Annotated in this window: 21 protein-coding genes; 12 read left to right on the plus strand and 9 right to left on the minus strand. The window is 65.2% G+C overall.

The genetic code is table 11. The features are described from left to right. Nucleotides 1-32: 32 nt before the first annotated feature. Entirely contained in the window at nt 33-821 is a 789-nt protein-coding gene (locus AC6LKD_RS02680) for a helix-turn-helix domain-containing protein (protein WP_013391003.1), read from the minus strand. A gap of 92 nt (nt 822-913) precedes the next feature. Between AC6LKD_RS02680 and AC6LKD_RS02685 the strand changes: the two genes are divergently transcribed. After that, entirely contained in the window at nt 914-2,044 is a 1,131-nt protein-coding gene (locus AC6LKD_RS02685) for an MFS transporter (protein ID WP_498114971.1), read from the plus strand. A gap of 63 nt (nt 2,045-2,107) precedes the next feature. Here AC6LKD_RS02685 and AC6LKD_RS02690 read toward each other — a convergent pair whose 3' ends face one another. Both AC6LKD_RS02690 and AC6LKD_RS02695 read right to left on the minus strand, forming a co-directional pair. Next, nucleotides 2,108-2,602 carry an Ohr family peroxiredoxin gene (locus AC6LKD_RS02690; RefSeq protein WP_041652077.1) on the minus strand — a complete coding sequence of 165 codons (495 nt, stop codon included), beginning with the start codon at nt 2,600-2,602 and terminating at the stop codon, nt 2,108-2,110. A gap of 132 nt (nt 2,603-2,734) precedes the next feature. Then, entirely contained in the window at nt 2,735-3,484 is a 750-nt protein-coding gene (locus tag AC6LKD_RS02695) for a Crp/Fnr family transcriptional regulator (protein WP_013391006.1), read from the minus strand. Between the two features lie 143 nt (nt 3,485-3,627). Here AC6LKD_RS02695 and AC6LKD_RS02700 point away from each other — a divergent pair, with 143 nt between their 5' ends. The 6 genes from AC6LKD_RS02700 (at nt 3,628) to AC6LKD_RS02725 (ending at nt 9,008) form a co-directional block, all read left to right on the plus strand. Next, on the plus strand, nt 3,628-4,851 hold the full coding sequence (locus AC6LKD_RS02700) for an ABC transporter substrate-binding protein (protein WP_013391007.1): 1,224 nt from the start codon (nt 3,628-3,630) through the stop codon (nt 4,849-4,851). A 5-nt stretch (nt 4,852-4,856) separates the two neighbouring features. Continuing rightward, the gene (locus AC6LKD_RS02705; protein ID WP_498114972.1) at nt 4,857-5,771 is read left to right on the plus strand and encodes a beta-keto acid cleavage family enzyme; all 915 of its coding nucleotides are present in this window, start codon (nt 4,857-4,859) and stop codon (nt 5,769-5,771) included. A gap of 12 nt (nt 5,772-5,783) precedes the next feature. Further along, nucleotides 5,784-6,560 (plus strand): SDR family oxidoreductase, encoded by a 777-nt coding sequence (locus AC6LKD_RS02710; protein WP_498114973.1) that lies wholly within the window; start codon nt 5,784-5,786, stop codon nt 6,558-6,560. Nucleotides 6,561-6,729: 169 nt separating this feature from the next. Beyond that, nucleotides 6,730-7,713 (plus strand): TerC family protein, encoded by a 984-nt coding sequence (locus AC6LKD_RS02715; protein WP_498114974.1) that lies wholly within the window; start codon nt 6,730-6,732, stop codon nt 7,711-7,713. Nucleotides 7,714-7,736: 23 nt separating this feature from the next. Then, nucleotides 7,737-8,156: a universal stress protein gene (locus AC6LKD_RS02720; protein WP_498114976.1), complete on the plus strand. Its 420-nt coding sequence runs from the start codon at nt 7,737-7,739 to the stop codon at nt 8,154-8,156. 72 nt (nt 8,157-8,228) lie between these two features. Next, a complete protein-coding gene (locus AC6LKD_RS02725) occupies nt 8,229-9,008 on the plus strand; it encodes a fused MFS/spermidine synthase (protein ID WP_498114978.1) in 780 nt (259 codons plus the stop codon). Between the two features lie 4 nt (nt 9,009-9,012). Here AC6LKD_RS02725 and AC6LKD_RS02730 read toward each other — a convergent pair whose 3' ends face one another. From AC6LKD_RS02730 to AC6LKD_RS02750, 5 genes are read right to left on the minus strand one after another with little or no spacing between them, the layout of a single operon-like run. After that, nucleotides 9,013-10,794: an acyl-CoA dehydrogenase family protein gene (locus AC6LKD_RS02730; RefSeq protein WP_498114979.1), complete on the minus strand. Its 1,782-nt coding sequence runs from the start codon at nt 10,792-10,794 to the stop codon at nt 9,013-9,015. Nucleotides 10,795-10,801: 7 nt separating this feature from the next. Beyond that, entirely contained in the window at nt 10,802-11,428 is a 627-nt protein-coding gene (locus tag AC6LKD_RS02735; RefSeq protein WP_498114981.1) for a flavin reductase family protein, read from the minus strand. Continuing rightward, nucleotides 11,429-12,490, minus strand: a complete 1,062-nt coding sequence (locus AC6LKD_RS02740) for a CaiB/BaiF CoA transferase family protein (RefSeq protein ID WP_498114982.1) — start codon at nt 12,488-12,490, stop codon at nt 11,429-11,431. Between the two features lie 10 nt (nt 12,491-12,500). Then, nucleotides 12,501-13,481 carry a Bug family tripartite tricarboxylate transporter substrate binding protein gene (locus AC6LKD_RS02745; RefSeq protein WP_207469139.1) on the minus strand — a complete coding sequence of 327 codons (981 nt, stop codon included), beginning with the start codon at nt 13,479-13,481 and terminating at the stop codon, nt 12,501-12,503. A gap of 55 nt (nt 13,482-13,536) precedes the next feature. Further along, nucleotides 13,537-15,639, minus strand: a complete 2,103-nt coding sequence (locus AC6LKD_RS02750; protein ID WP_498114984.1) for an acetate--CoA ligase family protein — start codon at nt 15,637-15,639, stop codon at nt 13,537-13,539. 265 nt (nt 15,640-15,904) lie between these two features. Here AC6LKD_RS02750 and AC6LKD_RS02755 point away from each other — a divergent pair, with 265 nt between their 5' ends. The 5 genes from AC6LKD_RS02755 to AC6LKD_RS02775 all read left to right on the plus strand — a co-directional run bounded on the left by AC6LKD_RS02755 (nt 15,905) and on the right by AC6LKD_RS02775 (nt 20,010). Next, on the plus strand, nt 15,905-16,657 hold the full coding sequence (locus tag AC6LKD_RS02755) for an SDR family NAD(P)-dependent oxidoreductase (protein WP_498114985.1): 753 nt from the start codon (nt 15,905-15,907) through the stop codon (nt 16,655-16,657). A 42-nt stretch (nt 16,658-16,699) separates the two neighbouring features. Next, nucleotides 16,700-17,866 carry an acyl-CoA dehydrogenase family protein gene (locus tag AC6LKD_RS02760; protein ID WP_013391019.1) on the plus strand — a complete coding sequence of 389 codons (1,167 nt, stop codon included), beginning with the start codon at nt 16,700-16,702 and terminating at the stop codon, nt 17,864-17,866. Further along, nucleotides 17,863-18,384, plus strand: a complete 522-nt coding sequence (locus tag AC6LKD_RS02765; protein ID WP_498114987.1) for a MaoC family dehydratase — start codon at nt 17,863-17,865, stop codon at nt 18,382-18,384. Before AC6LKD_RS02760 ends, AC6LKD_RS02765 begins: the two co-directional genes overlap by 4 nt. A gap of 12 nt (nt 18,385-18,396) precedes the next feature. Beyond that, on the plus strand, nt 18,397-19,173 hold the full coding sequence (locus tag AC6LKD_RS02770; protein WP_498114988.1) for a citryl-CoA lyase: 777 nt from the start codon (nt 18,397-18,399) through the stop codon (nt 19,171-19,173). A 96-nt stretch (nt 19,174-19,269) separates the two neighbouring features. Next, the gene (locus AC6LKD_RS02775) at nt 19,270-20,010 is read left to right on the plus strand and encodes an IclR family transcriptional regulator (RefSeq protein WP_498114989.1); all 741 of its coding nucleotides are present in this window, start codon (nt 19,270-19,272) and stop codon (nt 20,008-20,010) included. A gap of 28 nt (nt 20,011-20,038) precedes the next feature. Here the strand turns inward: AC6LKD_RS02775 and AC6LKD_RS02780 are convergent, their stop codons facing one another. Next, the gene (locus AC6LKD_RS02780; RefSeq protein WP_498114991.1) at nt 20,039-21,382 is read right to left on the minus strand and encodes a hypothetical protein; all 1,344 of its coding nucleotides are present in this window, start codon (nt 21,380-21,382) and stop codon (nt 20,039-20,041) included. Nucleotides 21,383-21,392: the final 10 nt, after the last annotated feature.

The following is a 21,392-nucleotide window of genomic DNA, read 5'->3' on the forward strand; positions in this document are numbered from 1 at the left end:
AGAGCGGCGATGAGTGCGGCCTGGGATTTGTATTATCGAAATACAGCCTGTGGTTTGTAAGCTGGGGCAAGATACCGCCCCGGCGTCTTCCCCGTCATCTGGCGGAAGTACGCAATGAACGCGCTGTCGCTGGCAAAGCCCAGATCGAACGCCACCGCGGTCACGCTCTGGCCCGCGGCCAGCAGATCCACTGCGCGCAGCAGGCGCCAGAGCTGGCGCCAGGCCTGATAGCTCATGCCGGTTTCGCGCTGGAATATCCGGGTGATGGTGCGCGCGCTCGCGCCGACGCGCCCGGACAGCGCGTCGAGTTCGGGCGGAAGTTCCTCCAGGTCCAGGCCGGCCAGGCGGCGGTCGGTGGGCACGGGCAGCAGCATGGGCTCCTGCCGCGCCATGCGCAGTTCGTCCATGCAGACGGCCAGCAGGTTGCGCGGCGCGTCCGCGGACCAGTCGGTATCGAAGGGTTCCAGACTGATGCGCTCGAATACCTCGCGCAACAGCGGGGTCATCGAAAGTATGGCGGGGTTGGCGGCGGGTGCGGCGATACGCGCCGGGTCCAGATAGATCGAACGGTATTCGACTTCGCCGCGGATCAGGACGCGGTGTTCGGTTGCTGGCGGGATCCAGGCCACGCGGATGGGAGGCAGCACCGCGATCAGCCCCGGCATCGCAAGGCGGATCGATCCCGCATGGGCGAACAATAGCTGACCCCGGCCGTGGCTATGCAGTCCGGAGTCGTGCTGTATCAAGCGCGACGCAATGCCCGTCACGGGCTGCGCCATGGTGTCGGGGTTGAACGCGTCAGTGGGGGCAAGCCTGGCCATTTGTCCGAGTTCCGATGTTTTTTGTCTTCCGGGCTACAACGGCGGCGGCGGCGTCCGGCTAAAAAACGGACTCCCTGTTTATCGACGCTGCCATGTACCGCCGCCCGCCTCTTCCGCTTGTCATTCTGCTGCTGAGTTTTCCGCAGATAGTCGAGACGATATACAGCCCTGCTTTGCCGCTGATCGCGACAGCCTATCAGGCCGCGCCAGAAGAAGCGGCGCAGACGCTGTCGCTTTGGTTTGTGGCCTTCGCCTTCGGCGTGGTGGCGTGGGGACGGCTATGCGATTTCTGGGGCCGCAGGCCGGCATTGCTGGCAGGGCTGGCGATCTACGCGCTGGGCGCGGGCTGGGCCATGGCGGCGGGCGATTTCACGCAGTTGCTCGCGGCCAGGTTGATCTCCGCTTTCGGCGCTGCCGTGGGCTCAATCGTAACGCAGACCGCCTTGCGCGATAGCTACCGGGGCCTGGAACTGGCCCGGGTCTTTTCGATTCTGGGTATGGCACTGGCCGTGAGTCCTGCCGTCGGCATGTATGCCGGGCAGGAGATCGCGGCGGCGGGCGGGGTCCATGGCGTATTCCTCGCGCTCGCCTTGCTCGCCGTCGCGCTGCTCGGCGCCAGCGCGCTACGCTGGCCCGAAACCCGGCCCCAGCCGCACTCGACGCCACCCTTCGGGCCGACATTGCGCGCCATGTTGCAGGACCGCGCAATCTGGCGCAGCGCGGCGCTGATTGCCATCTTCAATCTCGCGATCTTCGGCTACTACCAGCTGGGCCCTTTCCTTTTCGCTCGCCTGGAGAATTCCTGGCTTGGTTTCGGCGCAAGCGGCCTGGCGCTGGCCGCGGCCTCGCTATGCGGCGCCTTCCTCAACACGGTGTTGCTGCGGCGCGGGTGCGCACCCGAACGCCTCGTCCTGCTGGGCATCGTGCTGCTGGCGCTAGGGGCCGGGCTGGTGGCGGCGCTTAGCCAAAGTTCGGCGTTTCTCGTCGGCATGGCGTTGATTGCGGCGGCATACGCGATTGCCATTCCCAACATCCTGGCCGACGCGCTGCGGGCCTATGCGAACGCTGCCGGCACGGCGGGCGCGATCCTGAGTCTGATCTACTACAACCTGCTGGGGGCTGGGCTGGTTCTTGCCGGGCTGGGACAGAGGCTGGATCTGCTGCTGGCCTGTTGTGCTACGCTTGCGGCGGCTGCGTATGCGATGAAGGCGCGGGGTATCTGAGAACATGGGCGAGACCGCAGCCAGTGGCGCATGTGGTTCCGTCCCTACCAGGCCACTGGCTGCTTAGCTGAGATGCACGGAAGACGCGATGCCCTGATCCGCCATCTTCGAATACGGGCAGATCGTTTCGGTTTCGTGGACCAGCGCCAATGCCATGTCCTTGGCCATCCCAGGCAAGGAAATCTCCAGCCTGGCCTTGATGCAGAACAGGCCGTCAAACGCTTCGCGCGCGAAAGTGGTGGTGCAGTGGATGGCGAAATCTGCCGGCAGCGGGACATTGTTTTTCATGGCGACCAGTCTCATGGCGCCATGAAAGCACGCGGCGAAGCCCGCCGCGAACAATTGCTCGGGATTGGTGCCGCCGCCATTGCCGCCCAGCTCCTTGGGCAGCCTGAGTTCGAGCTCCAGTTCGCCGTCATTCGAGACGGCCTTGCCGGACGCGCGGCCGTGTCCGGACGCGCCGCCGGTCACGGAGACGGTAGTCGTGTACAGAGGCAGATCATCTGTGCCGACATAGGGATCCAGGAGCGAAACGGGCGGCGCGTACGGGGTTTTCAAGGCAGACTCCTCAGGTGCGGAAAGGCGGTTTGTTGTTTTAGCCGCGGCAACTATAGAGTCGTCCCCATCGTGCGAAAAGACAGAATTTCTGTTCTGCGCGGCATCTTTTCTTATACCGCTGGGTTCGGTTTCTTAGGTGCTCCGCTTGACGTCGGCCAGCCTGTGCAGCTCGTCCACGTCGAGGATGGCCAGCCCGCCATAGTAGGTTTCCAGCACACCCGCTCGGGCGAGCCTGGCGAGCGCTGCATTGCAGCGTTGCCGCGAAATGCCGCACAGGCCTGCGATTTCCTCTTGGGAAACCTTGAGGCGGCCATTCGTGCCGGAATGCCTTTCCGCGTTGAATTGCGCCGCGACGGCGCGCGCGACCGTGGTGTCGACGTCCAGCAGCACATTGGAGGTGAAGCTGCTCATCAGCCAGTCCACCCGCTGCGCCAGGTGCGTCATCAGCGCCTTGGTGAATTCGATGTTGTGGTTCCACAGACGTTCACAGGTCTCGCGCGGCAGTATCACGATCTGGCTGGGCCTGAGGGCGACCACCTCGTATTCAAACCGCTGGCGGCGGATCATGGTGGCTTCGCCGAACCAGCTGCCGGTGCTGAACCCGGCCAGGGACAGCGTCTTGCCGTCGGCGCCGGGCGAGGACCATTTCACCAAGCCCTGTACCACGCCATACCATCCCGGCGAACGGCTGCCCGCCCGGAACAGGAATTCGCCGGCCGCCAGCGATACGACTCGCAGTTCCGCGCGGATCATGGTGCGTTCGAGTTCCGGCAGGCCCTTGTACCAAGGAACCACGTCGAGCATCTTGTCCACCGCGCCCTGCGCGCGCCGCCGCGTCGCGCTCAAGCGTTCATTGCCGGCATCGGCTGGCGGTTCGCGCATCGTCTTCCTCCTTCGTCGCTGTTTTGTGGCGTCGCTCAGGTAAACCCTAGGCCGCTTTGTCACCATGATGACTGTCCGCCGCCGGGGCCCAGCACCAGAATAGCCGAGGTTCCAGACGCCAAAACCCACAAGAGGAGACAAGCATGTTGCCCATGCAAGGCATGATGTGCCGCAGCGCCCTGGCCTGCGGTCTGGCCGTGTCGCTGCTGCACGCCCCTGCGGCCCAGGCGCAGATTTCTGACGATGTTATTCGAATCGGCTTCATCACCGACATGTCCGGCGTGTACTCGGGGCCGGATGGCCCCGGCGGCGCCGAGGCCATCAAGATGGCGATCCAGGAGATGGGCGGCGAGATCAACGGCAAGAAGATCGAGCTGCTGACGGCCGACCATCAGAACAAGGCGGACATCGCTTCGGCCAAGGCGCGCGAATGGTTCGACCAGGCGGGCCTGGACATGCTGATCGGGGGCACCAATTCCAGCACGGCGCTGGCAATGTCGAAGGTCGCGGCCGACAAGAAGCGGCCCATCATCGTGGTGGGCGCGGGCGCCCCGGCGTTGACCAACGAGCAATGCACGCCCTACACCCTGAACTACGCTTACGACACCGTGGCGCAGGCGCGCGGCACCGGCGCGGCGGTGGTCAAGGCAGGCGGCAAGAAATGGTACTTCCTGACCGCGGATTACGCGTTCGGCAATGCCTTGCAGGCCGACACGACGAAGGTGGTCGAGGCCGGCGGCGGCACCGTCGTCGGATCGGTCAGGCACCCACTGGCGGCCAGCGACTTTTCGTCCTTCCTGTTGCAGGCGCAAAGCAGCAAGGCGGATATCCTCGCCTTGGCCAACGCCGGCGCGGACGCGACCAACTCGATCAAGGCCGCCAATGAATTCGGCATCACCAAGACCATGCGTCTGGCGGGGCTGATCATGTTCATCAACGACATCCACGCCATGGGGCTGCCGGCTTCGCAAGGCATGTACCTGACGGACAGCTGGTACTGGAATACGTCGGACGAAACCCGCGCCTGGGGCCGCGCCTTCTTCGAGCGGCGTAAGGCCATGCCTTCCTCGCTACAGGCGGCGGATTACTCCGCGGCGCTGCAATACCTGCGGGCGGTCAAGGCCACGGGCACTGACGACGCCGACCGCGTGCTGGCCTATCTGCGCGAAAACAAGCTGAACGACGTCTACATCAAGAACGGCGTGGTGCGGCCGGACGGGCGGGTCGTGCACGACATGTACCTGCTGCAGGTCAAGACGCCGGAACAGTCCAAGGAGCCCTGGGACTACTTCAACGTCGTCCAGACCATCGACGGCAACCAGGCCTTCACCACCAAGGAAGAGAGCCGCTGCGCGCTCTGGAAGTGAACCTCATGAGCAAACGCAAAGTCATCGTCACCATTGCCCCGACCGGGGGCATGGCATTCAAGAGCCAGAATCCGCACCTGCCCACGCAGCCGCTGGAGATCGCGGAGGACGTATACCGCTGCTATAACGCCGGCGCCAGCGTGGTGGCGCTGCACGCGCGCCGTCCCGACGACCAGGCGACCTGCGACGCCTCGGTGTACCGGGAAATGAACCGGCTCATCCGTGACCGCTGCGATATCGTGCTGAACAACTCCACCGGCGGCGGGGTGCATGGCGACATGGTCAAGGAGACCACGCCGGGCACATGGGAGATCCTGTGGGAAGAGCGGCTCAAGGGTATGGATGCCGGCGCCGAGATGTGCACGTTGGACGCCACGACCTTGAACCTCGCGTTCGGCGACCGCGAATACCTGATGAACACGCCGCTTAGCAAGGCCCGCGAACTGGCCGCCGGCATGCAGGCGCGCGGCATCAAGCCGGAATGGGAGGTCTTCAGCCCCACGCACATCCTGCAGGACGCCACCACGCTGATCGAAGAGGGTCTGGACGAAGGCCCCCATTTCATCAACCTGGTCATGAACGTGCATCGCAACTTCCAGAACGCCATGCCGTTTTCGGTACGGCACCTGCAGATGATGGTGGATCTGCTGCCCAAAGACAGCATCTTCTGCGTCAGCGGCATCGGACCAGCGCAGCTGGAGGCCAATATCGCCGCCCTGTTGCTGGGCGGCCATGCGCGGGTCGGCCTGGAGGACAACCTGTACTACCGCCACGGAGAGCTGGCCACCAACGTCCAGCTGACCGAGCGCGTCGTGCGCGTCATCCGCGAAATGGACATGGAGCCTGCCACGCCCGCGGAGGCGCGCGAGATCCTGGGCCTGCCGCTCAAAAGTGGAATCCGGCCCGAGTTCGCGCTCTGACAAGGAAACGCCATGAGCAATTCACTGCAAGGTAAACGCGTCCTCATCACGGCGGGCGCGCAAGGGATAGGCCTGGCGATCGCGCGCAGGTTCCTGGAGGCGGGCGCCGAGGTACATGTCTGCGACGTGGACGAAGCGGCGTGCAAGGCGGCCGCCGCCGAGCATCCGCGCCTGGGCGTCAGCGTGACGGACGTGTCCAGCGAAGCGCAAGTCCAGGCCATGTTCGGCGAGCTGACGGAAAAATGGGGCAAGCTCGACACCCTCGTCAACAATGCGGGGGTGTCCGGTCCGACCAACCGGCTGGAGGAAACCACGCTGGACGCATGGCAGCGCACGCTGGACGTCAATCTGACCGGAACCTTCCTGTGCGCGCGCAGCGCGGTGCCGCTGCTGCGGGCGGCAGGCGGCGGCGCCATCGTCAATATCTCGTCCGTTGCGGGGCGCCTGGGCTTTTCGTTGCGTACGCCCTATAGCGCCAGCAAATTCGGCTTGGCCGGCTTGACGCAGACCTGGGCCATGGAGCTGGGGCCGTCGAACATCCGCGTCAATTCCGTGCTGCCGGGCGTCGTCTCGGGCGACCGGGTCGAACGGATCATCGCCGCCCGCGCCGCCGCCAGCGGCGTGAGCAACGATGCGATGCGCGAGCAGCTGGTGGACAAGGTGTCGTTGCGCCGCATGACCAGTCCGCAGGACATCGCCAATCAGGTGGCCTACCTTTGTTCCGACGAGGGCGCCATCATCAGCGGCCAGAGCATCTCCGTCTGCGGCAATGTGGAGTATCTGGGCTGAGGCGACAGCACCCCTGGCGAACCGTCGGCGACGGTTCCAGAAAACCTGAGCGTCAGTTCGATCCAGGCGAATTGTTCGCCGTGTCCGGAAGTTCTAGACTGGACTCGTACATGCTTTGTGTACCGCTGGCCGTCGCATAGCGGTCTTGCAGCGACGGCGGGAGGTCCTGATGACTCAGGTCGAGACCTTTGCCACCATGCCGATGTGGGCGGGGTTCGTCGGGTTTGTGCTGGTCGTGCTGGCGCTGGATCTGTACGTGCTGGGCGGTCGCCATGCGCATCGCGTGCGGCCCCGCGAAGCCCTGTTCTGGGTGGGCGTATGGATGGCGCTGGCCGCCTTGTTCGGCGCCCTGATGTGGTGGTATCTGGATACCACCCTGGGGCGGGCCGTTGCGCACCGCAAGACGCTGGAGTTCTACACCGGCTATCTGATCGAACTGTCCCTGTCCGTGGACAATATGTTCGTCTTTTCGCTGATCTTCGGCTACTTCGTGGTGCCGCTGGAATTGCAGCGCCGGGTGCTGTTGTATGGCGTGCTGGGCGCCATCGTGATGCGGGTTTGCATGATACTCGCCGGCGTATGGCTGCTGTCGCGCTTCGACTGGCTGTTTTACGTGTTCGGCCTGCTGCTGGTGGTAACCGGCGCCAGGATGCTGGCGCGGGCGGATCATCAGCCTGACATCGCCCGCAATCCGCTGGTGCGCATGCTGCGGTCCTCCATGCGCATCACCAAGGACTACCACGGCGAATCGTTCTTCGTGCGCATCGGCGGCCTGCGGTATGCCACGCCCATGTTCGTGGTGCTGCTGATGATAGAGGCGAGCGATGTGGTGTTCGCGGTCGACAGCATCCCCGCCATCTTCGCCGTTACCACCGACCCATTCCTGGTCTTTACTTCCAACATTTTCGCCATCATGGGCCTGCGGGCGCTGTATTTCCTGCTGGCCGACATGCGGGAGCGTTTCCGCTACCTCAAGCACGGACTTGCCGCGGTGCTCATCATCATCGGCGGCAAGATGCTGGCCGCGCCATGGTTCCATGTGCCGGTGCAGTGGTCGCTAGTAGCGGTAGGCCTGATCTTGCTGGCATCCGTGGGCGCCAGCATGTTCCTGCCCAGACGGGCCGCGGCCAAGGCCGCGGGTCCCAAGGGCTGAGTCCCACGAACCGGAGATCTGTCATGAACACGATCATTCTTGCCACCGATGGGTCCAGTCACAGCGACGCCGCCGCGCGCTATCTGGTCGAAGGCCCTTTGCTGAACCGGGATTTCACGGTGCACGTACTGCATTGCGAGGCCGACGTGACTGGCGATGTCAAAGCCTTCATCGGTCAGGCCGACATCGACGCCTGGCATCACGAAGAGAGCGACAAGGCAATGAAGTCCGTGGTCGACATCCTGCGTGCGGGGAATGTCAGCTTCGAATGCCATGAGCTCACGGGACACACGCCGGACAAGATCGTGGCGCATGCGATCAAGGTCGGCGCATCGGCCATCGTGATGGGCTCGCACCATCGGGCGCCGTTCCTGGATGCCTTGCTGGGGTCGGTGTGCACGCGGGTCATCGCCCATGCGCCCTGCCCGGTCTTGTTGGTCTGAGGGGCGGCGGGCGTTGCCGGGCCGGGCAGTGGTATCTTCTGCGTGTTTCTTCGCAATACGCAGTGTTTCTTCATGCCCGACGACGTTCACAACCCTTCCGATACTCCGCCTGCCGGCGCGCCGGCGGCGCATTTGCGGCCTTTCGTCCAGAATTCCGGCACCCGGCGCACCCTGCATTTCACGCAGCAGGAAATCCAGAGCAGCATGTCCACGCTCAATCCTGACGCGCTCGAACTGGAGTACACGCGGATGATGATGGGCTTCGTGCTCTTCAATCCGGATCCAGACCGTATCTTGATGGTGGGGCTGGGCGGCGGCTCGCTGCCCAAGTTCTGCCATCGCTATCTGTCGGGCAGCGCTGTCGAAGTGGTCGAGATCGACCCCGCCGTGATCGCCCTGCGTGACGCGTTCATGGTGCCGCGCGACGGGGAACGGTTCCGCGTGATCCAGGCCGACGCGGCCGAACACATGCGCGGACTGTCGGACCATGCCGACGTGATATTCCTGGACGGGTTCGGCGTAGGCGGGATTCCCGGCCCGCTATGTTCGGCTGAGTTCTACGCCGACTGTTTCAGGGCCTTGCGCGAGGACGGCATCCTGGTGATCAACTTCCATGTGAACCACCCGGACCATCACGAATATATGGATCGGGTGCGCGCATCATTCGGCGCGTCCATGTTCGAAGTGGTGGACGATGATATGACCAACAGCATCGTGTTCGCCTGCAAGGGCGATCTGCTGGACGATCCGGCCGCGGCCCAGCTGCGGCGGCCGGCGTCCATGCCCAAGGACGCCTGGCGCCAGCTGATGCCGACGATGAAGGTGATTGGCGCGACGCTGGTGCAGAGATAGCACTCTAAGTGGACCAGCAGGCGTCGGGAAAGGCGTCAATGCTGGCGCCGCCTTCGCCGATGGCCTGCCGCAAGGCGCCGGACTGGACCAGCAGATTGCCTGCATAGAACTGGGCGCTGGCCTGGATTGCCTGCAGCGCGGCGCCGTCGGCCCCGCCGTCCAGCGCTGCGCGCAGGCGCAGCCCTTGCATCCAGGCGCCCGCCACCAGGCCCCAGAGCTCAAGATAGGACACGGCGCCCGCATGGGTGGCGCGCGGATCGGCGGCATGGCGTTCCAGCAGCCACGCGATGGTTTCGCGCAAATGGGTGCAGCCCTGCCGCAGGCTGCGGCCGAACTCTCGGGCCGGGGCCGCGCCCGCAAGCATCGCTTCGGCCAGTTGGGAAATCTCATCGAGCAGCAGCGAGGCTTGCGCGCCGCCGTCCCGGACTGTCTTGCGGCCCAGCAGGTCGTTGGCCTGGATCGCGGTGGTGCCTTCGTAGATGGTCAGGATGCGCGCATCCCGGTAGTACTGGGCCGCGCCGGTTTCCTCGATGAAGCCCATGCCGCCGAAGACCTGGACCGCGTCATACGTGATCCGTTGGGCGGTCTCGGTGAACCAGCCTTTCATGACGGGTATCAGCAGGTCGACGCGGGCCTGGGCGCGGCTGCGGACTTCGAGGTCCGCGCCGGCATGGGCCAGATCCCTCTGCATCGATAGGTACATGCCCAGCGCGCGCATCGATTCAATGCGGCTCTTCATGGAAAGCAGCAGGCGACGTACGTCCGGGTGGCGCAGGATCGGAAGCGCCGCGCCCTCTTCGCCGATGACCTTGCCCTGGTTGCGTTCCCGCGCATACCAGACCGCATGCTGGAAGGCGCGTTCGGCAACGGCCAGGCCCTGGTTGCCGACGGCGCAGCGGGCTTCGTTCATCATGACGAACATGTTCATCAGGCCCTGGTTCAGCTCGCCGACCAGGTAGCCGGTGGCGCCCTGCCCGGCGCCGAACTGCATGACCGCGGTGGGGCTGGCATGGATGCCCAGTTTGTGCTCCAGGGCCGAGCAGTGCACATCGTTGCGCGCGCCCGGCGAGCCGTCGTCCTGGATCAGGTATTTGGGCACGACGAATAGCGACAGGCCTTTCGCGCCGGCAGGCGCATCGGGCGTGCGGGCCAGCACCAGATGGATGATGTTGGACGCGAGGTCATGGTCGCCGTAGGTGATGAAGATCTTCTGGCCGGATATCGCATAGGATCCGTCTTCCAGCAGGGTTGCCCGGGTGCGCACGGCGCCAAGGTCCGAGCCTGCGGCAGGTTCCGTCAAGTTCATGGTGCCGGTCCATTCACCGCTGATCAGCTGGGGCAGCAGCTGGTCCTTCAAGGCCGGGGACGCCGCATGCAAGAGGGTTTCGATGGCGCCGCCGGTCAGCATGGCGCAGAGGGCGAAGCCGGGATTGCAGGCGTGCCAGATTTCCTCGGTCAGGGTGGACAGCACGCAGGAAAGCCCCTGGCCGCCGTATTGCTCGGGCTGGCGCAAGCCATTCCATCCGCCTTCGCAGAAGGCGCGGTAGGCCTGCTGGAATCCGGCGGGCGTGGAAACGCCGCCTTCATGCAGGCGGCAGCCCTGCTGGTCGCCGACGCGATTGAGGGGATCCAGCAAGCCTTGCGCGAATTTCTCGGCTTCGAGCACGACAGAGCGCGCGAGTCCCGCGTCCAGGGCGGACCCGCAGCGTTGTAGATGCGGATCCAGGGGAAACACCGCGGTCGTGAGGAAGTCGATGTCATGCAATGGCGCGTGATACTGGCTCATGGAGTGCCTATTCAGAAGTGGAGAGTGACTGCGCCGGACCGGCAGAGATTCTGGGGCCCAGGCCCGCATACCAGGGGCCACCGAGGCGGCAGGCAGGGTCGAGCAGCGAACCATCGATGCGGCCATCGCTCATGCAGTGCTCGGCGATGCTGAAATGGATGACCTCGCCCACCAGCAGGCGTGCGGACTGGATGCCGAAGGTGAGCGCCTGCGCCAGCTTGCATTCGAGCCGGATGGGGCTGCGCGCGACGCCGCGCGGCCTGACCCGCGTGCTTGCGACCATGTCCACGCCCAGCAGCGCGGCCTCGTCGACATCCGCCAGGTAGCGGGCCGAGGACGCGTGCATGGGGGCAAGCTGTTCCAGCGTGACGAAGTTGACGACGAATTCTCCCGTTTCCAGGATGTTGGCCGCAGTGTCCTTATCCTGGCCCTGGTGCTGGCTGATGCTCAGGGCGATCAGCGGCGGTTCCGTCGACACCATGGTGTAGAAGCTGAAGGGGGCCAGATTGCCCCGGCCCATCGCGTCCACGCTGGATACCCAGGCGATGGGCCGGGGTACGAGGCAGGAGGTCAGCAGCCGGTAGGTCTCGCGCGCGCTCAGCTTTTTCGCGTCCAGGCCGATGTGCGCGGCCATTCAACCCTCGTCCATGTGGGCCAGCCTTACCGGGTAGCGGACGTACCGCGCCTCGGCATGGCCGTCGAAGAGACCGCGGGCGCGCGCATGGGGCGTGCCGCGCAGCGCCAGGGGCTCTTCCACCAGCGATACCGGCACGTCCGCGGTCTCCAGGCGGGCGATGATGTCCGGCGCATCCAGGCCGGCCACGTGTCCGGCGATCGCGTGGTTGATGTCCGTGGCCAGCGTTACGCGCTGGTGATAGGACGAGGTTTCCGCAGTGCTCAGGTCCAAGGCAAAGGCTTGCACGAGGCGTAGCCAGAAGTGGTCCTCCAGTGCGGCAATCGCGACGCAGGCGCCATCGCGCGTGCGGAACACGCCATAGGCAGGCTTGTTCAACACGTCCTGGCGCTGCGCGGCCAGGCTGGCGAGTCCGGCCGAGGAGAACTGGCCCAGGCGCGGATTCATCCAGTGGGCCACGCAGTCCGTCAGCGACACGTCCAGATGTTGCCCGCGGCCCGTATGCTGGCGCTGCATCAAGGCCGCCAAGATGCTGGACAAGGCATACATGGCGCCGCAAAGGTCGGCGACGGGCAGGCCGGCTCCTGGCGCAGGCATGGCGGGATCGCTGCCCGCCAGCGCCAATGCGCCCGCCGTGGCGAGATAGTTGATGTCATGGCCTGGCCGCTGGGCATTGGGGCCGTGCTGGCCGTAGCCGCTCAACGACACGTAGACCAGCCCGGGATTGATGGCGGCGGCCTCGTCGTAGCCCAGGCCCAGACGCGCCATGACGCCCGGACGGAATCCCTCGACCAGGACATCGCTGCGCGCGATGATTTCGCGGGCCGCCTGCACGCCTGCCGGCTGCTTGAGATCAAGCATGACGCATGGCTTGCCGCGGTTGACGGCATCGAACACGCCGGGGTAGAGGCGGCGCGCGTTGTCGCCGTGCGGAGGGCGCTCGATCTTCGTGACGGCGGCGCCCAGTTCCAGAAGGTTCTGGGTCAGGAACGGCCCTGGCAGCAGTTCGGAAAAATCGGCAACCGCGATGCCGGAAAGGGGAAGAGGGTGCGGGTGAGGCATGGCAAGGCTCCTAGTCCAGCTGCACCTTGGCTTCTTTGACCACATTGCCCCACTTGACGGATTCGTCCTTCACGAAAGAGGAGAAATCCACGCCGGACTTCTTCAACGGCACGCCGCCGAAGGCGATCAGGCGCGAAGCGATCTGCGGATCGTCGATGGCCTGGGCGAACGCCTTTTCGAGTTTGGCGCTCACTTGCGCGGGCGTGTCGGCGGGCACGAAGAGGCCCATCCAGGACACGGAGGTGGCGCCCGGATAGCCGAGTTCCGCGAGCGTGGGCACTTCGGGGAAGGACGGCAGCCTGGCTTCTCCGGTGACGGCGAGCGCGCGGATCTTGCCGCTCTTGATGAAGGATTCGGTCGAGACCGGGTAGTCGAAGGAAATGTCGACCTGGCCGCCGATCAGCGCGGTGATCGAAGGCGCGCTGCCCTTGAACGGGATATGGCTGAATTTCACGCCAGCGACGGACTGGAACAGTTCGGCCGCAAGGTGCGTGCCGGTGCCGGCGCCGGCGCTGGACGTGTTGAGCTTGCCCGGATTGGCCTTGGCATAGGCGACGAGCTTCTCCAGCGTGTTGTACGGGCGGGATTCGTTGACGACAAGGATATTGGGAATGGCCGTCAGCCCCTGCACGGCGACCAGGGCCTTGTCAGGCTTGCTGGCGTTCTTGTAGATCAGGGGATTGGTGACCTGGGTGCCTTGGGTGCCGAGAAAGATCGTATAGCCGTCGGGCTTGCTATTGGCCGCGTATTCCGCGCCGATGTTGCCGCCCGCGCCGGCGCGATTCTCGACGATGATGGGCTGCCCCAGCAGTTCGGAGGCGCGCGCGCCGACCGTGCGCGCCACATTGTCCGTGATGCCGCCGGCGGTGAACGGGACGATGAACCGTATCGGGCGGTCCGGAAAGGCGGCGTCGGCCGAGGCGTTGAGCGGCGCGAGCGCCATGGCGGCGGCGAGCACGCCCGCCGCGGGTCCGAAGAGCTTGTTGAACATGGGTAGTCTCCTGTTGTATGGGTCCGCCATCTGGAGCGGCGGATGTTGAAGTGCGCTATCGCGCGGATGCGATCAGCACGGCGTCCAGCGCGACGGCGCCGTCCGGGCTGACCAGCACGGGATTCAGATCAAGTTCCTGGACCTCATAGGGGCCGCGCGTCACGAAGTCGGACACGGCCAGCAGCAGTTTTTCCAGGGCGCCGATATCGGCCGGCGCCTGGCCGCGGCACCCGGCAAGCAGCTGATGGCAGCGGGTCTCGGCGATCATGGCGCGGGCCTCGGCGGGCGTGAGCGGCAAGAGGCGGCGGCTCACGTCCCTGAAGACCTCGACATAAACGCCGCCGAGGCCGAAAGTCAGGACGTGGCCGAACAGGTCGTCACGGTGCACGCCCACCAGGGTCTCCACGCCGCGTTGCGCCATCATTTGTTCGATCAGGATGCCCTCGATGTCCGCCTGCGGATACGCCTCTCGCGCCCGCGCCATGATCAACTCCCATGCGTTGCGGATTTCCTCGGCCGTGCGCAGTCCGACGATGACGCCGCCGATGTCCGACTTGTGGAGGATCTGCGGGCTGACGATCTTGGCCACCACCGGGCCGTCGCATTGCGCGGCCGCGGCGACGGCGTCATCGGCCGTCCGGCAGACGCGGCCGAAGGGCACGGCGACTCCGGCCTCGCTCAGTAGCTGCTTGGCGGCGCGCTCGGCGTAGGCTTGCGGCGCCGGCGTATCGCGCTGGGGCGCCGCGTGCATGATGGAGGGCTCCCATGCTGGATCGAAGGCGCGGGCGGATGCGCCATGGCTGTTCCATTTCGCCAGCGCCTTGATGGCCTTGCCCAGAGTCCGGATGGGCGCAATGCCTGCGTCCACCAGGCATTGATAGCCGGTTCCCAGCTTGTCGCTCATCCAGACCGGCACGATGGGGATATCGACCTCGGCCTGTACCTTGACCAGGTTCTGGCAGGCGGCCAGTGTGGTGTCGCCGTATTCCATGGGGATGGGATAGAGCACGACGTCCACATTCGGGTCCTGGGCCACGCGCAGCAGCGAACCGTAGCTGATGTCGCTCTGGACCAGGATCTCCGCAGTGGTGTCGACGGGATTGTCGATGGCCGCATAGCTGGGAAGCAGCTCCGCCAGGGCCTGGCGGGTCCGCGGTTCGAACTCGGCCAGCGCCAGGTCCGCGGAACCCAGCATGTCCGCAGCCAGCGCGACGGTGCCGCCCGAGAACGAGTACACGGCGGTGCGAATGGCGCGCGCAGGCACGCCGCGCGCCAGCAGCGCGGCGGTATCGATCAGTTCATCGATATCGTCGACCTCCACGATCCCCAGTTGTCGGAAGGCGGCGCTGTTGATGTCCGCGCTGCCCGACAGCGCGGCGGTATGGGATTGCGTGGCCTTGACGCCGTAGGCGGACTTGCCGACCTTCAGGGCCACAATGGGTTTTCCCTGGCGCGCGGCATTGAGCGCTGCGGCAGCGAAACGGGGCGCGTCGTTGATGCCTTCCAGCAGCGTGACGATGACTTTGATTTCGGGCATCGCGGCCATGTGGTTGATGTAGTCGCTGGCGGTCAGGTCGACCTCGTTGCCGCTCGAACACCACAGGCCGATGCCGATGCCGCGGCCGCTGGCTTGCAGGAATGTGCGGCCCAGTCCGCCGCCCTGCGTGACCAGGCCGATCGGGCCGGGCATGCGGTCGTACTGGAAGGCCGGCGAGAACGTGAAGCCCAGGCCGCGGTTGTTGTTGTTCATGCCGGGGCAGTTCGGTCCGTAGATCCGGATCCCGGTTTCGCGGACGATGGCGCGCATCTGTTCTTCGAGCTGGCGGCCCGCCTCGCCTGTCTCGCCGAAGCCGGAGGTCAGGACGATGGCGAACTTGACACCCTTGCGGCCGCATTCCGCCAGCACGCTGACCGCCGCCGGCGCCGGCACGACCACGATCGCGGTCTGCGGCGCATAGGGCAGATCCATCACCGAGCGATAGGCGCGCCTGCCCATGACCGTGTCCTTGGTGGCGTTGACCAGGAATAGTTCGCCGGTGTAGCTGGAGTGCTCGACGATATTGGTCAAGGCGCGCTGGCCGATGCTGGCGGGCCGGTCCGAGGCGCCGATCAGGACGAGGGAGCTGGGATCGAACAGCGGGGCAAGGTCTGAAAACATTCGAGGTCCTCCGGGCATGTCGCGCATGCCCGCCTGGCAATGGTTGATGGTGCAATTAATACAACAGGTCGGATACTAATTCGAGATACCGGATAGGTCAATCGGAAATAAATTCGACATTTCGTTGTTCGATACGATATTATGAATTTAATAAGCCCTCCCGCAGGGGTCGGCACTGCCCCGGAACGGGGTGGCGCGCCCAGGGGAATTGCGTGATGGCACGCACGGCCGCGGGCCGTTCCATCCACACAGGAAAGAGTTACGCATGGATTTGAAAATTGCGGGAAAAGTGGCGCTGGTGACCGGATCGGGTCGCGGCATCGGCGCTCAGACGGCGCGGGTGCTGGCCGAAGAAGGGGCGCGCGTCGTCATCACCGACATCGACGGTCAGACCGCCGCCGCGACGGCGCAGCGGCTGCGGGATGAGGGCCACGAGGCGATCGGCGTCCAGTGCGACGTCTGCGAGCGCGACGCCGTCGCCGCCATGATGGACGCTGCGGCTTCTACCTTCGGCGGCGTCGACATCCTGGTCAACAACGCGGGTTTCACGCGTGACAAGTATCTGGGAAAGATGGCCGAGTCCGATTGGGATTCGGTGGTCGACACCATCCTGAAAGGCGCCTTCCATTGCACCCGCGCCGTGCTGCCGGGCATGATGGAGCGCAAGTGGGGGCGCATCATCAATATCGCCTCGCGTTCGGTGTTCGGCAACCCTGGCCAGACCAACTACACCACCGCCAAGCTGGGCCTGGTGGGCTTCACCCGCGCCCTGTCGCTGGAACAGGCCAAGTTCGGCATTACCGTCAACGCCATCGCACCCGGCTTCGTCGAGACCGAGCTGATCCAGTCCCTGCCGTCCTATCCGGCATTGCGGGATGCGGCATTGGCCAAGAATCCGGTCGGCTTCCTGGGCCAGCCGGACGATATCGCGTCGTCCGTCGCCTTCATCGCTTCGGAGCGCGCCCGCTACATCACCGGCGTCACGCTGTATGTGACGGGCGGACGTTTTTCGTCTTGAGACGCACACCCCATATCTTGAATTGGCCGCCTGGAGGACAACATGGATTTTGATTTCGATACCGATCAACTGGCCCTGCGCGACAGCATCAGGCGCTATATGAAGGCCGAGGTGGGCCCGCGCATCGCCGCCTGCGAAGCCGACAGGCGCATACCTTCGGACGTGCTGGAGGGGCTGGCGCCATTCGGCTACATCGGCGGACTGCTCCCCGAGGACGACGGTGGCTTCGGCCTGGATTTCGTCACGTGGGCGATGATGGTCGAAGAGGCCGGGTATTGCTGGGGATCGTTGCGCACCATCCTCAACATCACGAATATCTTCCTGCGCCTCGTCAATGCCTACGGTACGCCGGCCCAGAAAGAGAAATTCCTGCGGCCCGTGCTGGCGTCGGCCAAGAATGTCTGCGTGGCGATCAGCGAGCCCAATCACGGCTCCAACGTGGCGGGCATCGAGCTCAAGGCGGAAGACCAGGGCGACCACTATGTGCTGAACGGCAGCAAGCTGTGGATTACCAACGGGGTCAACGCCGACTACGCGATCGTCCTGGCGCGTACCTTCAGCGCCAGCTGCGACGGCAAGCTCTCGCTGTTCCTGGTCGAACGCGAACAGTCGCCCTACGAGGCGCGCCTGGTCGACAAAATGGTCCTGAAAGCGTCCGGCACCGCCGAGCTGCGTTTTGACGGCGTGCGCGTACCCAAGGAGAACCTGCTGGGCGCCGAGGGCACTGCGCTCAAGACCATGCTGACAGGCCTGAACTATGGCCGCCTGAACATCGCAATGGGCGCCGTGGGCGCGGCGCAGGCCGCACTGGATTTGTCCATTGAGTACGCCAAGACCCGGCGCCAGTTCGGCCGCCCCATCGGTGAATTCCAACTCGTGCAGAAGCATATCGTCGACATGATGGTCCGCACCGAAGCGGCGCGGGCGCTGGGCTACAAGGCGGCCGTGGCCGTGCAGAAAGGCCTGCCCGCGCGTGTCGAATGCTCCATCGCCAAACTGTACGGCGCCGAAGCCGCGCACGAAGTCGCCAAGATTGCGCTGAGCGTCCATGGCGGCCTGGGTTATTCGACCGAATACCCGTTGGAGCGCATCTTCCGCGATACCAGCGGCGGCACGATACCGGAAGGCACGGCGGAAGTGCAGACGCTGATCGTGGGCCGCGAGGTGCTGGGCCTGTCCGCGATCAACGCGGCGGAGACGGCGAAGTGACGGCAGCGCAGATTGCAGTCGAGGCGCCCGCGCCCGGCGCGCTGGCGGACTTGCGCTATTACTGGGACGACCTGCCGCCGGGCCTGGCGGTCGAGACCGCGGCGCGCACCATCACCGAAGCCGACGTCGTCGCCTTCGCCGGCCTGAGCGGCGACTACAACCGCCTGCATACGGATGCGGTCTACGCGGGCCAAAGCAAATTCGGCCGGCGCATCGCGCACGGCATGCTGGTCGGCTCCATCATGTCCGGCCTGAACACCCGCACCGTGCTGAACCAGTGCCTGGAACCGTCGATCCTGGGCCTGCTGGAGATGTCCTATCGCTTCGCCAAGCCCACGTTTGTCGGCGACACGATCAAGGTCAGGATCCTGGTGGCCGGCCGGCGCCTGGCCAGCGATACCAGCCGGGGCGTGGTCGAGTTCGAACGGCAAGGCATTAATCAAAATGGGGAAACGGTATGCGTCTGCAACGTGAAGATGCTGGTCGCCCGCCGCGCGTCGCAGTCCATTGAACAATAACGGAGAAATGAATTGATCAAGACCGAAATCGGGTACACCACCCCGGAAGTCATTACCGTGCGCGGCAAGAACCTGGCCACTGAACTGCTGGGGAAAGTCGACTTCGTCGACATGATGCTGCTGGTGATCTTCAACCGCACGCCCAGCGCGGCCGAGAAGACCATGATCAACCATATCCTGGTCACCGCCTGCGACCATGGCTTGACCCCCAGCGCCATGAGCGCCCGGCTGACCTACCTGGGCGCGCCGGAAGCGATGCAGGCCGCCGTGGCCGCCGGCCTGCTGGGCGCGGGCAGCGTCTTCCTGGGCACTACCCAGAACTGCGCCGAGATGCTGGCCGCCGGCGCCGCCGGCCTGTCCGATGACCCGGACGAAACCGAGTGCGACGCCGCGGCGCGCGCCATGCTCAGCGCCAGCAGGGAAAAGAGGCAGCCTGTCTACGGCATCGGTCATCCCATACATGTGAATGGCGATCCGCGCGTGCCGACGCTGCGCCAGCTGGCGCAGGAGCTGGGCTTTCATGGCAAGCACTGGCGCCTGATGGACGCCGTGCACCGCGTGCTGCTGCAAGACCGGAACAAGAACCTGCCCATGAACGTGGTCGGCGCGATCGGCGCCATCATCTGCGACATGGAGCTGGATCCGATGATCGCGCGCGGCCTCATGCTGGTCGGGCGCGCGGGCGGTTTGCTGGCCCATCTGTACGAAGAGCGCGAGCATCCTATCGGTCAGCACATATGGGATCTGGTGCTGGCGCAGGACGAGCGCAATGTTGCCCCTGTTCGTTGACATGGACTACACTGCCGACGCCGTTTAACCACGCCTTTTCAACTTGCTGCGCTTGTGTCGCAGGCCGATGGCAAACTCCAGGTAATTGAGCGTCATATGCCGACCTTTGTTAGCGCCGCCGCCCGTGCCATGGCGGTATTTGAAGTCTTCGCGCGAGAGAAAAGAGAACTCTCAAATTCCGACCTGGCCCGGCTGCTGGATCTGGCCGACAGCAGCTGCCTGGACCTGCTGCACACCTTGCATCAATTGGGCTACCTGTTCCGCACGCAGTCGCGGCGCTACTACCCTACCGGCAAATTGTTGCTGGCCGTCCAGCAGATAAGCACGGTCGATCCCATCATCCATGCCACGCGCGAAGCGCTCGAGCAGTTGTCCGAGCGTACCGGGGAAACCGCCTACATCGGGCGCATCGACGGCGCCGCGGTCAAGATCGTCGCCGTGCGCGATGGCAAGTATCCGCTGCGCTATATCCTGGGCCTGGGCGAGCGCATTGCGCTGCATGCGTCCGCCATGGGCAAGTCCTTGCTGGGCGGCTTGCCGCCGGAGGCGGCGCGCAAGCTGCTGGCCGCCAAGCCGCTGCGCAAGCTGACGTCCGCCACGGTTACCGAGCCCGATGCGCTCCTGGCCGAAATCGACAAGAGCCGCGAACGCGGCTGGTATCACACTCATGGTGAAGGCGGGGACGGCGCGGACGCGCTGGCCGTGTCGGGTTGGCTGGGCGAAGAATGCGTCGCCATGGCCATCTCGGGCCCTTCCGACCGCTTCCAAAGCAAGCGTGACGAGTACGTCGAGGTCCTGCGCGGCGTCGCCGGGAAAGTCTTCACGCGCGAGCGGTAGGCGGCATCGCGCGGTCGCTGGCCGGCCGCTAGGACGATTCTCCCAGTATCGCCGACAGCATCTCCCGGGAGGCTCCGGACAAGGCGGCGGGCGGTGCGCCGGGCTTGCCGTTTGCGCCGGGTTGCAGCGTATCCAGCAGTGCGGAAAGCGCCAGCGTCAACGAAGCATTGTCTTGCCCGGCGGGGGGCGTGCCCGCGCCTGCCGCCGCCGATTTCGTCAGCAGGAGCCTCGCGGCGTCCAGCGGTTGCGCAACGGGACTGTTCCTGGCGGCCGCGGCTTTCTGCCTGTCCGCCACCGCGGACGCGATGTTCTGGCTCTTGCCGTCGCCGGCAGCGGATTTCAGCGACTTCTTCCTGGCCTTCCACTTTTCCCTTTCGCTGGAGTAGGCCGCCAGCAGCGCGAAACGGTCGCGCTCGATCAGCAGCGGCGAGCCTGCGATGTCGACCGCCAGCGACTGAAACGCGGCGCGCGCGGCCACGGCGTTGTCGCTCAGCAGGGCCGTGGTCGTCTCGGTCCATTTGCGATGGAACGGCAGGGCCGCGGCGGCGCTGAACATGTCCTCTCCCAGCGTGGCGCGCTGCTCGAAGGCCAGCACCAGGTAGTCCACGTCGTTCACGGGCTCCAGGCCGCCGCTTCCATTCTGCCGGTGCAGCACGCCGTCCACCAGTTGCAGTCCTTGCAGCCTGTCTTGCGAGTCGGTGCCCGCCAATACGCGATAGCCGCTGCGGCGCAGCGCCAAGCCGTCGAAGACGCCGAAGCGGATGCTGACGCCATCGGTACCGAAAAGCTTGCTCAGGGGCTTGAGCAGGCCTTCGCCGGCCTTGACGACGGCGCCGCCCACCGCGCCGCCGAACATGCTGACCGTGGTCGCGACGAAGTCGAGTATGCCGCGGGTGAGGCTGCTGTCGCTGAAGCGGCACAGCGCGGCGAACATCTCCAGCCCGTCGCTGTTGTAGGGTACGTTGCGGGCGATATAGACGTCGCGGAACACGACCCTGCCCGCGCCTGATTGCGGCGTCGCCGCGCCCATCGCCTGCTGGATCGCGTCATAGCCTACGACATACGGAATCTCGCGTTGCGCGCCGGCCTCGGTGTAGCGCAGGAAAAAGGCGCACAGGGGCAGGAAGGCGGCAATGTAGTTGCCGGCATCGGTCAGGCGCATTTCGACCATGCGGACGCTGAAATAGCACTGTCCCGGAATGAAGGCTTCGCCGTTCAGTCCTGCTTCGCCCGCAGCCGCGCCGCCGGGCGGCGGATCGATCTCCGCATAGAAGTTGCGGCCTGCTGGCACGGTCGCCATCAAGGCGCCCACGCCGTCCGCCGAGGTTCCCAGGTCGCCTATCTTGCGCAGCATGCCGAATATGGAAGCCATGATGTCCGTT

The organism is Achromobacter sp. D7-1, assembly GCF_059760445.1.

Excerpts from the sequence above, each read along its gene's own strand:
- AC6LKD_RS02680 (WP_013391003.1), bottom strand. The coding sequence starts at position 821 with ATGGCCAGGCTTGCCCCCACTGACGCGTTCAACCCCGACACCATGGCG.
- AC6LKD_RS02685 (WP_498114971.1), top strand. The coding sequence starts at position 914 with ATGTACCGCCGCCCGCCTCTTCCGCTTGTCATTCTGCTGCTGAGTTTT.
- AC6LKD_RS02695 (WP_013391006.1), bottom strand. The coding sequence starts at position 3,484 with ATGCGCGAACCGCCAGCCGATGCCGGCAATGAACGCTTGAGCGCGACG.
- AC6LKD_RS02700 (WP_013391007.1), top strand. The coding sequence starts at position 3,628 with ATGTTGCCCATGCAAGGCATGATGTGCCGCAGCGCCCTGGCCTGCGGT.
- AC6LKD_RS02705 (WP_498114972.1), top strand. The coding sequence starts at position 4,857 with ATGAGCAAACGCAAAGTCATCGTCACCATTGCCCCGACCGGGGGCATG.
- AC6LKD_RS02710 (WP_498114973.1), top strand. The coding sequence starts at position 5,784 with ATGAGCAATTCACTGCAAGGTAAACGCGTCCTCATCACGGCGGGCGCG.
- AC6LKD_RS02715 (WP_498114974.1), top strand. The coding sequence starts at position 6,730 with ATGACTCAGGTCGAGACCTTTGCCACCATGCCGATGTGGGCGGGGTTC.
- AC6LKD_RS02720 (WP_498114976.1), top strand. The coding sequence starts at position 7,737 with ATGAACACGATCATTCTTGCCACCGATGGGTCCAGTCACAGCGACGCC.
- AC6LKD_RS02725 (WP_498114978.1), top strand. The coding sequence starts at position 8,229 with ATGCCCGACGACGTTCACAACCCTTCCGATACTCCGCCTGCCGGCGCG.
- AC6LKD_RS02730 (WP_498114979.1), bottom strand. The coding sequence starts at position 10,794 with ATGAGCCAGTATCACGCGCCATTGCATGACATCGACTTCCTCACGACC.
- AC6LKD_RS02735 (WP_498114981.1), bottom strand. The coding sequence starts at position 11,428 with ATGGCCGCGCACATCGGCCTGGACGCGAAAAAGCTGAGCGCGCGCGAG.
- AC6LKD_RS02740 (WP_498114982.1), bottom strand. The coding sequence starts at position 12,490 with ATGCCTCACCCGCACCCTCTTCCCCTTTCCGGCATCGCGGTTGCCGAT.
- AC6LKD_RS02745 (WP_207469139.1), bottom strand. The coding sequence starts at position 13,481 with ATGTTCAACAAGCTCTTCGGACCCGCGGCGGGCGTGCTCGCCGCCGCC.
- AC6LKD_RS02750 (WP_498114984.1), bottom strand. The coding sequence starts at position 15,639 with ATGTTTTCAGACCTTGCCCCGCTGTTCGATCCCAGCTCCCTCGTCCTG.
- AC6LKD_RS02755 (WP_498114985.1), top strand. The coding sequence starts at position 15,905 with ATGGATTTGAAAATTGCGGGAAAAGTGGCGCTGGTGACCGGATCGGGT.
- AC6LKD_RS02760 (WP_013391019.1), top strand. The coding sequence starts at position 16,700 with ATGGATTTTGATTTCGATACCGATCAACTGGCCCTGCGCGACAGCATC.
- AC6LKD_RS02775 (WP_498114989.1), top strand. The coding sequence starts at position 19,270 with ATGCCGACCTTTGTTAGCGCCGCCGCCCGTGCCATGGCGGTATTTGAA.
- AC6LKD_RS02780 (WP_498114991.1), bottom strand. The coding sequence starts at position 21,382 with ATGGCTTCCATATTCGGCATGCTGCGCAAGATAGGCGACCTGGGAACC.